A 6,623-nucleotide genomic window follows, 5' to 3' on the forward strand; every position below is an offset into this window, starting at 1 on the left:
TTCCTGCTCGGCCACGAGGCGGCGGGCATCGTCGAGCAGGTGGGCGAGGGCGTCACCGACGTCGCCCCGGGTGATTTCGTGGTCCTCAACTGGCGTGCGGTCTGCGGGGTCTGCCGCGCCTGCCGCCGGGGCCGCCCGTGGTACTGCTTCAACACCCACAACGCGAAGCAGCGGATGACCCTGACCGACGGCACGGAGTTGACGCCGGCGCTGGGCATCGGCGCGTTCGCCGAGAAGACCCTGGTGCACGCCGGGCAGTGCACGAAGGTGGACCCGGCCGCCCGACCGGCCGCCGTTGGCCTGCTCGGCTGCGGGGTGATGGCCGGGCTGGGCGCCGCGATGAACACCGGCAACGTCACCCGCGGCGACTCGGTCGCGGTGATCGGCTGCGGTGGCGTCGGAGACGCGGCGGTCGCCGGTGCGGTCCTCGCCGGCGCCACGACGATCGTCGCGGTGGACACCGACAGCCGCAAACTGGACTGGGCCCGCACGTTCGGCGCCACGCACACCGTCAACGCCTCCGAGACCGACCCCGTCGAGGCGATCCGGGCCGCCACCGGTGGCTTCGGCGCCGATGTGGTGATCGACGCCGTGGGCCGACCGGAGACCTGGAAGCAGGCGTTCTACGCCCGGGACCTGGCCGGCACTGTGGTGCTGGTCGGCGTGCCGACCCCACAGATGCGCATCGAGCTGCCGCTGCTGGACGTCTTCGGGCGCGGGGGCGCCCTGAAGTCGAGCTGGTACGGAGACTGCCTGCCCAGCCGGGACTTCCCGATGCTCACCGAGCTGTACCTGCAGGGCCGCCTCGACCTGGACGCGTTCGTCACCGAGGAGATCGCGCTCGACCAGGTCGAGGCCGCCTTCGACCGGATGCACCACGGCGACGTGCTCCGCTCGGTGGTGGTGTTCTGATGACCGCCCGGGTCGACCACACGGTCACCGCCGGCACGTTCTCCCTGGACGGGCAGACGTTCGACGTGGACAACAACGTCTGGGTGATCGGCGACGACAGCGAGTGTGTCGTCCTGGACGCGCCGCACGACGTGGCCGCGATCCTCGCCCTGGTGGGTGACCGGCGGGTCCGGGCGATCCTGGCCACCCACGCCCACGACGACCACGTCCGGGTGGCGCCCGAGTTGGCCGAGGCCACCGGCGCGCCGGTGCTGCTGCACGCCGCCGACCGGGTCCTCTGGGACATGGTCCACCCGCACCTGCCGCCGCACGGCGAGCTGCACGACGGGCAGGACATCGAGGTGGGCGGCAGCACGCTGCGGGTGCTGCACACCCCCGGGCACAGCCCCGGCGCGTGCAGCTTCCACGCCCCGGATCTGGGTGTGGTGTTCACCGGCGACACGCTCTTCGCCGGCGGTCCGGGCGCGACCGGCCGCTCGTACAGCGACTTCGACACCATCGTCCGGTCGATCCGGACCCGCCTGCTCACCCTGCCGGCGGAGACGGTCGTACACACCGGCCACGGTGCCGACACCACGATCGGCGCGGAGGCACCACACCTGGAGGAGTGGTTGGCCCGCGGCCACTGAGCTGCGCCGGTGCGTGGTCGACGGGCTCAGCGCTCGTCGGCCGCGCCCAGCACCGGTTTGACGTCCAGGACCGGGGTGCCGTCCAGCGCCTCCAGGTCGGCCACCCGGACGCGCAGCCCCTCCACCGCCAGCACCCGCACCCGGTGCAGCCCGATCGGGTTGGGTCGGTGGGGGGATCGGGTGCTGAACACCCCTGTCTCCGGACGGCTCTCGTCGCCCCGTGGGTGCACCGCCAGCACGTCGCGGCGGGCACGGTCCAACCACGTCAGCACCAGCAGCTCCGCGCCGACGTGCAGGTCACGCAGCGCTGGTGCGACGGACGCGTCGAAGACCAGCCAGGCGTCCGGCGAGCCCTCGTCGCCCTGCCGTGGGGCGCTCGCCGCGTCGGTCAGCGGTGAGACGACCCGCCCGACCGGGTGTAGCAGGTACGTGTCACCGCTCGCCGTCTCGACCACTGTCGCTCCCCTCTGGACGGTTCCAACCTAACCCCCGGCGCGGCGTTAGGATCCCCGGACATGGCCGCCGACCCGCCCGCCCCTTGTCCGCCGACGTCGAGGCTGACGACGATGGCCTCGGACATGACGGCGACACGTGATCGGGTGAGGCTGCACGCCGACGTCCTCACCCCGGCGCAGACGGCTGCCATCGCGTACGTGCGGTCGGTGGCCGTGGTCGAACGCCCCGCCGCGCTGGCCACCATCATCCGGCAACTCGCCGCCGCCGACGTCGGCCACCGACCGGAGCACCTGCTCGCGGTCATCCGCTCCGGCCGGCTGACCGTCAACTTCCACCCCGACCGGCTGTGTGCCGACGGCCGGACCGTCGCCGACGCCCTGGCCGAGGACGGGGTGTACCGCAGCCAGTTCGTCACCGGGATCTCCAACGGTGGGCTCACCGCGTACCCCGGTGGTGACCGGGACCGCTGGGAGCACCGGATGTTCGACGGCGCGTACCAGCGACCCGGCGTGACGTCGGCGCAGCGGCCCACGTACGGCGGCCTGAACCTGCTCGACCACGCGGACGGTGCCTGCCCCCGCTTCGGCTCCTGCCACCTGCGGCTGCGCCCGGCGGTGCTGAGCCGGGCGACCTTCTGCCTCGGCGACAGCCACCTCAGCCCGGAGGTGGTCGGCACGGCCGACGCGTTCGAGGCGGTGCTCGCCGGGCTCCTGGCCGGCATCGCCGCCACCGGCGAGTGCCTGGGCCGGGCCGGGGCGGACGTCGCCACGCTGGCGCGGACGTTGCTGGACCCGCCGACCACCCCGGGCACTGTCGGTCGCGCGCTCGACGACTACGTGGAGGCCCAGATCCACGGCACCCTCGACCTCGCGGACGACGTCGAGGCACTGGTCGCGGACCCGTCCTTCGCCGGCACCCCGACCGGCGCGACGCTGGAATCGATAGCCGACCGGTACGGTTTCCCGCTGCGGTGGCACCCCGGCTTCGTGCTGGCCGTCGACCGGGTCGACGCGGAGTTCCGGGGTCCGGCGATCCCCGTGCTGGCGGCGCGGGTGCACCGGGAGTTCGCCCGGGAGGGCGAGCCGGTGGATGCGGCGCTGATCGGCCGCGCGGCTGCCTCGGTGGTCGCCGAACCGCACCGGTGGGCGGACCGCGGCCCGATCGCGGACACCCTGCAACATCTCAAGCAGCTCTGGCACGTGCTGGTCCGCTACGGCACACCGTACGGCACCTGATCTGCCGGCCTGCGTAAATTGTCCGTTTCCCGCCGACCTGTCAGTCGGTGACGTCGATCGTCCCATGTCCCCGGGTGACGGGCACCGCACCTCACCGCGGCCCCGGCATTTCCGGAATGACCGACACGTGAACCCGGTTGTGTCCCCGTACCGCCGGAGCCCCAAACCCTCTTCCGCGGTCATCTCCCGAGGAGCGTTCACCCCGGAGCGCTCCGACGATCGAAAGGGCAACCATCGTGAAGGTCGACTTCACTCGATGGCTCCCCGCCATCGCCAAGGACTCGTACCGCAAGACCGCGTTGAGCGTGGCGGGTGTGGCCGCCCTCGGCGGTCTGGCACTCGCGCCGACCGCGGCGGCCGCCCCGGTCACCTCCGGACCCCACCAGGGCGCCGTGGCCGCCATCGACCTGGCCACCGGCAAGGCCAAGGCCGCCACCCCGGCGCACCACCAGGACCAGCCCGTCGAGTCGGGACTGACCACCGGCTCCCCGACCGGCAAGCCGCCGGCCGGTAAGCCCAGCCGCGAGCAGTTGATCCCGCACGGCATCGAAGGCGCGCAGTCGCGCATCCCGCTCGACGACGCGCAGTTGGCAAACGCCCGGGCGATCGTCGACGCCGCCAAGAAGACAGGCGTCGGTGACCGCGGCGCGGTGATCGGCGTCGCCACCTCGTTGCAGGAGTCGAAGCTCTACAACCTCGGCCACCTCGGCGCGTACAACGACCACGACTCGCAGGGGCTGTTCCAGCAGCGCCCGTCGTCCGGTTGGGGCACACCCGACCAGATCACCGACCCGGAGTACGCCGCCACGGCGTTCTTCACCGCACTCAAGAACATCGGCGGCTGGCAGGACCTGCCGCTGACCGCCGCCGCGCAGACCGTCCAGGTCTCCGCCTTCCCCTACGCGTACGCGCAGTGGGAGGAGCAGGCGGCGGACATCGTCCAGCAGATGTGGTGACACCCGCCCAGCCACCGGCCGGCTCCCGTTCGACGGGGGCCGGCCGGTGTCGTCGTACCCGGGTTCCTCAGCAGGCCGGGTAGAGGCGGCGGGTGCCGACCCCGGCGGCGTACGCGTCCCGGTCGCTGAACCGGCAGCCGTAGTCGGGTCGCGCCACCACCGCCGGGTCCGTCACGGTGTCGCCGGCCGGGCGCTTGCCGGTGCGTACCCAGGACACCAGGTCGTCCCAGGCGGCGCCGGCCTCGGCCGGGGTGAACTCGCAGTGCTGCGCGGCCCGGATGGCCCGCTGGACCACCAGCCTGCCGCGACCGTTGCGCGCCACGTCGGTGGCGTACGCCTGCTCCATGCTGAACGGTACGAACAGGTCACCGAGGCCGTGCAGGCTGAGCACCGGCGCGGTGGGCCGACCGGCGATCCGCGGCACCTCGGTGAGCGTCGGCAGGAGCCGCTGTACGACGTTCTCCGGAGCGACCCGCCGCACTGTGGCGTTGACGTCTACCGGACTGTTCGGGGCGTAGCGGGTGAGCAGGTTGGTGGAGAGCTGACCGGGCCGCTGGGCGGGGGAGTTGCCGCTGCTGGTGGGCACGCTGATGGAGAAGAGGAAGTCCTTCCACACCGCGAACGCGGCGTCCGCACCGGGACGGGGCCCGCCCGAGCGGTTCACCGTGATCGCCCGCAGTTGCCTACCCCGTTCGGTGGTGGTGTCCGGCCCGGTGGGAGTCAGCCCCGCCAGGCCGAGCGCCGCCTGGATGCGGGGCACCGCGTTGGTCAGGTAGTCGGCCGGGGTGGGATAGGCCGGCACCCCGGCGAGTGCCTGCGCGACCAGGTTGTAGTCCAGGTAGAAGTCGAGCAGCGTCTGGTCACCGAGCACCCCGCACATCGGCAGCGCCCCGTCGTAGAAGCCGGGGTACTGCTCCAGCGAGCGACCGATGACGTACCCGCCCATCGACACCCCGGCGAGGTAGGTGTGGTGTGGTCGGCGAACCGTCCGTCCGAAGTGGTCGGCGAGATCCTTGGTGCCCAGCACGCCGGAGCGGATGTCGAAGCCGTTGCGGTCGTACGACGACGACGCCCAGGCGTACCCCTGTGCCAGGAGACGGTCGCGCAACCCGAAGGCCGGCGGCTCCGGTGAGAGCACCGTGCCCTGACCCCGGTAACCGTGCGCCCACAGCACCAGGTTGCCGTTCCACCGGGCGGGGACCTCCATGATGTAGCCGGCATGGCGGTGTACGCCCTGGCGTACCGTCGTCGCGCTGCCGCCCACGACCAGCGGCGCCAACGGCGGGTTCTCGATGGTGTACCCGGGCAGTGGCTGGCCGCCACTCGGGTCGCGGCCGGTGGCGCTGGCCGGCGCGGCACCGGCCAACCCGACCGCCAGGGTCAGCGTCACGGTGGCGGCGAGCAGCCGGCGGAGGGTACGAACGGGTGCGGACAGCATCGATGCTCCCCATCGGACGGATGTCGCCCTCGCGGCGACCAGGCGGGACGGTTGCCTACCGGCCGGTAGCGTCCTGAACCTAGGACGGCCGTCGATAGGTGTCAATGGCTGTGCTGATCGGCTGCTCAAGCGTGGTTGGCTGGGTGCTCGTGGTTGGCCCTGGCGATCGCACCCGGTTGCCAGCGGGGGTCGGCCGGTCGGGTTGACTTGTCGGCGTGGACGAGTTGATCTGGGAGGCGGCCCGGGCGTCGCGCGACTGGCTGGACACGGCGAACGGCACCGGGCAGACCGAACTGACCTGCCGCATCCTCAAACTGACCGAGGAGGCAGGTGAGGCGTCGGCCGCCTGGATCGGTCTGCTCGGGCAGAATCCTCGCAAAGGTGTCACCCACACCCGTGAGGACGTCGCGGCGGAGTTGGCGGACGTCGCCTTCACGGCGCTGGTGGCCATCGAGAGCCTGGGGCTGGACGCGCAGACCGTCCTGGACGCCTGCGCCGCGAAGGTGCGCTCCCGCCTGACCGGGTGAAAGACGCTCGCCCGGTCACCGCCGGCCGCGTCGTCTGGGGTCGGTTGTCGGGTTTGTGGCCCTCTGCACGGTGACCCAGTGCACTCGTAGCCCGGAATCGTGGCGGGGTCGGGGTCGTTACATACCCTGACGATCGCAGCACCACGAGGCCACCGCCCCGGTCAGCGGGGTTGGAATGCGGGCCCCGGTCCGGTCGTCACAGTCCCCACGACCGAACACCCTGGTTACCCGCCTCCATGTGGGTGCCGGTGAAGGGGCCGCCCCCGGAATGACCCTGGCCCCCCGGTCGTTACAACCGGTCCCGGCGCCGCGAGCCCCCCGCTCGCAGGTCGCCGACCCCGACGCCGGTAGGCGTCGTATCGAGACTTTCCCCTGTTGTTTGTGCAGCGCCGGACGAGGTGCTCACACCTTGTGTCGCCGACCCCCCTTGGCGGCGCGGGTGTTTCCTACCCCCGAAGGAGCTACCCCCA

The 6,623-nt window shown here is 72.2% G+C and carries 7 protein-coding genes; 5 read left to right on the forward strand and 2 right to left on the reverse strand.

The annotated features are described in order from the left end of the window. Together AB0F61_RS33955 and AB0F61_RS33960 are read left to right on the forward strand one after the other, a co-directional pair. A partial coding sequence (locus tag AB0F61_RS33955; RefSeq protein ID WP_357818431.1) for an S-(hydroxymethyl)mycothiol dehydrogenase occupies nt 1-912 on the forward strand: 912 nt, incomplete at its 5' end. Beyond that, nucleotides 912-1,541 (forward strand): MBL fold metallo-hydrolase, encoded by a 630-nt coding sequence (locus AB0F61_RS33960; protein ID WP_357818434.1) that lies wholly within the window; start codon nt 912-914, stop codon nt 1,539-1,541. The genes AB0F61_RS33955 and AB0F61_RS33960, both read left to right, overlap by 1 nt. A 26-nt stretch (nt 1,542-1,567) precedes the next feature. On the opposite strand, the gene tsaA is transcribed toward AB0F61_RS33960, so the two are convergent. Then, on the reverse strand, nt 1,568-1,996 hold the full coding sequence (gene tsaA / locus AB0F61_RS33965; protein ID WP_357818437.1) for a tRNA (N6-threonylcarbamoyladenosine(37)-N6)-methyltransferase TrmO: 429 nt from the start codon (nt 1,994-1,996) through the stop codon (nt 1,568-1,570). Nucleotides 1,997-2,119: 123 nt separating this feature from the next. On the opposite strand from tsaA, the gene AB0F61_RS33970 reads away from it, so the two are divergent. Together AB0F61_RS33970 and AB0F61_RS33975 are read left to right on the forward strand one after the other, a co-directional pair. Further along, nucleotides 2,120-3,232, forward strand: coding sequence for a DUF3626 domain-containing protein (locus tag AB0F61_RS33970; RefSeq protein ID WP_357818440.1), 1,113 nt, complete (start codon nt 2,120-2,122; stop codon nt 3,230-3,232). Nucleotides 3,233-3,468: 236 nt separating this feature from the next. Beyond that, nucleotides 3,469-4,188, forward strand: coding sequence for a hypothetical protein (locus AB0F61_RS33975; protein WP_357818443.1), 720 nt, complete (start codon nt 3,469-3,471; stop codon nt 4,186-4,188). 67 nt (nt 4,189-4,255) lie between these two features. Here the strand turns inward: AB0F61_RS33975 and AB0F61_RS33980 are convergent, their stop codons facing one another. Next, complete coding sequence (locus AB0F61_RS33980) at nt 4,256-5,626, reverse strand: hypothetical protein (RefSeq protein WP_357818446.1); 1,371 nt, start codon at nt 5,624-5,626, stop codon at nt 4,256-4,258. Nucleotides 5,627-5,841: 215 nt separating this feature from the next. On the opposite strand from AB0F61_RS33980, the gene AB0F61_RS33985 reads away from it, so the two are divergent. Next, nucleotides 5,842-6,153: a MazG-like family protein gene (locus AB0F61_RS33985; protein WP_357818449.1), complete on the forward strand. Its 312-nt coding sequence runs from the start codon at nt 5,842-5,844 to the stop codon at nt 6,151-6,153. The last annotated feature ends 470 nt before the right edge of the window (nt 6,154-6,623 follow it).

This window comes from Micromonospora sp. NPDC023888 (genome assembly GCF_040639415.1).
Taxonomy (GTDB): domain Bacteria; phylum Actinomycetota; class Actinomycetes; order Mycobacteriales; family Micromonosporaceae; genus Micromonospora.

Coding starts and splice junctions, on each gene's coding strand:
- AB0F61_RS33980 (WP_357818446.1), bottom strand. CDS start 5,626: ATGCTGTCCGCACCCGTTCGTACCCTCCGCCGGCTGCTCGCCGCCACC.
- AB0F61_RS33970 (WP_357818440.1), top strand. CDS start 2,120: ATGACGGCGACACGTGATCGGGTGAGGCTGCACGCCGACGTCCTCACC.
- AB0F61_RS33960 (WP_357818434.1), top strand. CDS start 912: ATGACCGCCCGGGTCGACCACACGGTCACCGCCGGCACGTTCTCCCTG.